Below are 2,708 nucleotides of genomic sequence, written 5' to 3' on the forward strand. Positions count from 1 at the left end.
ATCAGTTCCTTCTTCTGATATCTCTTTCTCTACTATAACGGTCTTTTTATCTAATATTTTGAGCATATGATTGTGTGAAGGTATTGGTTGCATAACATCTTTTAAACTTTCTTTTTCAAAAGAATTTAAATTTTGTCTGTCTGATTTTCTAAGCCTTGAACTAGTTTTATCATTATTAGAAAGAAAGTTAGTATTATGGTGGTTATTATCTGTTAACCTATTAATGATTGTGTCAGATTGACACAAAGATAGTTCAAATTGTTCTAAGCTAAAATTTTTTTCAGGTAAGCAATCACTTAATATCTCAATAACTTTAGAGTAATTGATGGAATACCATTTAGTATGGTCTGATTTACAGGCATTAAGTTTTTTAGATATAATAATCCCTTGCTTTTCTAGTGAAGAAAAAAATCTTTGAATCTTAGAGATAGACCAATAAGAAAACTGCTTATGCCAATCCTTATAGGTATTATATACCCAAACATTACCATCGATTATTTTACCACACTTTTGTAGCCAGTAATGAAGTTGTTGTATGATGATTGCCTGCTCTAGGCCTAGTTCCTCAGCTAATTGAGGGATAATAATTTGTGGATGAAAATGTTTTTCTAATAGCTTTTCATATATAGTCATTTTGGTCATGACATATGTCTCCTTTAAAACAATAAAAATTTGTTATAAAACATAGACTACGCTTGACCTTATAGTATTAATATGATACTATAATTTTAGGTGAGCGGCATGGACGTAGTCTGTGCCCTTTTTTATTTATTCTTTATTTCCTTTTACTACCTTATCTATAAGTATTTTTTTCTCCTTTTCAATTCTATCTTTTGATGCTTCGATGAACCATTTTGTACGATTGATATATTGCTTAGAAATGTGTAAATCAATTTCCTTCAATATTTCTTTAGGTAAAGTTAATGTAATTCTTGTATTATCTTTTCCAATCGCCATTTATTAGCTACTAATTAATATCCATAATTAAAGTTAGTAGCATAGAAAAAAACTATTGTCAAATTTAAGTGTGTAGAAGTGCGTCACTTAGTTATACAGTGCATCAGAGTGTGTTTTTTAAAGACAGGAAAGATTTTATTTAAATTCTTTAGTAATAATTTCAATTAATTTTTCATGGATTTTAATATTGTTTTGTACGCAATACATTTTTATTTTTTTGTGAAGTTCATCTGGCATTGTTAAGGTGAACCTTTTTACTGCTTTTAGTGTAGTATCGTCAGTTGATCTATCAGGCAATGTTCCTTGATTTACCCATTTGTCTATAGCTTCTAATTTACTTGTTTGTATAGGTCTGGGAGATATGCTAATTGTTTTTTTAGTCATATTATTACTATTTAAATTTTATTAAAATTTCTTTTGATAAGTTTTCTATTTCTTCTGCTGCGCTAGCTGCTGCAGAATCTTTATCTTTCATTTCTAATACGCTTAGTCCTTCAGAAGCTGTTTCTGCATACGTTACCCTTTGGTGTATATGGTTTTCTAATACGGGTACGTTATACATTTTTAAAGCTTCCTCTACATCTCTTCCAATCGCTGTATTTTTTATTTTTCTATTTATAACAAAGGCTTTCTTAATATTTTTTAATTCAGCAATAGGTTCAGTTACTTCATTTATTAAGGATACTACCTCATTAGCTGCCCAAACATCATAAGGAGATGGCTGCACAGGAATAATAACGACATTGGATGCAACTATTGCTGAACGAGCAACTTCATATATTCTTGGAGGTCCATCAATGATAATATGGTTATAATCTCCCATAAAAGCATTTATTTCTTTATGAATTATTGGCTTCGTTATGCCTATCACTGTAAACAAAGAGTCACCCTGTCTTTTAGTGGCCCAATCCATGGCACTATTTTGAGGATCTGCATCAATCAATAACACTTTCTTTCCTTGAAGAGAATATGCTGCTGCTAAGTTTACTGAGAGTGTTGTTTTACCTACTCCTCCCTTCTGGTTTAATAAAGATATTATCATTTTATCTAAAAATATTTTTTTATATAATATTCAATATAGATTATGTACATTTATATGTAAAACCTTTTTTGCATATTAATGTATATAAAATTTTATGTATAAGCATTTATATGTATACATGTTAAAATGTTTAAGTGTTATAACTTGTTTTCATAAATTTAAGAAGTTAATAAAAATTATGAATTTAGTAGACTAATAAGGACTACATTGCAAAAACATATATATTTGAACTAAACATAAAAATGTAAAAGCATATATATGCATAGATGTATAAGTGGTTATACATCTATGCATGTAAGTGTAAAGACGCATATATGTAGAAACGTATTAATGGTTATACATATAAACATTAGTATGTGAAATTTTATAAATTTTGCAACAAAGGAGGTTGGTAGACATAAAAATGTAAAAGCCTATATATGTATAAATGTGTAAATGGTCATGCATATATGCATGTAAGTGTAAAAGCACATATATGTAGAAATGTACTAATGGTTATACATATAAACATTAATATGCAAAATTTTATAAATCTTGCAATTAAGAAGGTTGGTAGACATAAAAATGTAAAAGCGTAAAGATGTATAAATGTATAAATGGTTTAATGTATTTGCATAAATAAAATTATTGTAATTTAAGGGATTTGTTAAAAAGTGTTGAATGTCATTGATATTGACCCCTTAGAGTTTCAGTCTATTTGACCCCCTAA

4 protein-coding genes are annotated in these 2,708 nt (G+C 28.2%); all 4 read right to left on the reverse strand.

What is annotated here, in order from left to right; translation table 11 throughout:
- Positions 1-642 (reverse strand): hypothetical protein (locus NF27_RS11545; RefSeq protein WP_458692791.1); only part of this gene is annotated, 642 nt, incomplete at its 3' end.
- 126 nt (positions 643-768) lie between these two features.
- On the reverse strand, positions 769-957 hold the full coding sequence (locus tag NF27_RS10890; RefSeq protein WP_039459635.1) for a ribbon-helix-helix domain-containing protein: 189 nt from the start codon (positions 955-957) through the stop codon (positions 769-771).
- 135 nt (positions 958-1,092) lie between these two features.
- A complete protein-coding gene (locus tag NF27_RS10895; RefSeq protein WP_039459638.1) occupies positions 1,093-1,341 on the reverse strand; it encodes a hypothetical protein in 249 nt (82 codons plus the stop codon).
- A gap of 7 nt (positions 1,342-1,348) precedes the next feature.
- Positions 1,349-1,999 carry a ParA family partition ATPase gene (parA, locus tag NF27_RS10900; protein WP_039459641.1) on the reverse strand — a complete coding sequence of 217 codons (651 nt, stop codon included), beginning with the start codon at positions 1,997-1,999 and terminating at the stop codon, positions 1,349-1,351.
- Between the last annotated feature and the right edge of the window lie 709 nt (positions 2,000-2,708).

It is taken from the genome of Candidatus Jidaibacter acanthamoeba, assembly GCF_000815465.1.
Lineage (GTDB): Bacteria > Pseudomonadota > Alphaproteobacteria > Rickettsiales > Midichloriaceae > Jidaibacter > Jidaibacter acanthamoebae.

Coding starts and splice junctions, on each gene's coding strand:
- NF27_RS10890 (WP_039459635.1), bottom strand. CDS start 957: ATGGCGATTGGAAAAGATAATACAAGAATTACATTAACTTTACCTAAA.
- NF27_RS10895 (WP_039459638.1), bottom strand. CDS start 1,341: ATGACTAAAAAAACAATTAGCATATCTCCCAGACCTATACAAACAAGT.
- parA (WP_039459641.1), bottom strand. CDS start 1,999: ATGATAATATCTTTATTAAACCAGAAGGGAGGAGTAGGTAAAACAACA.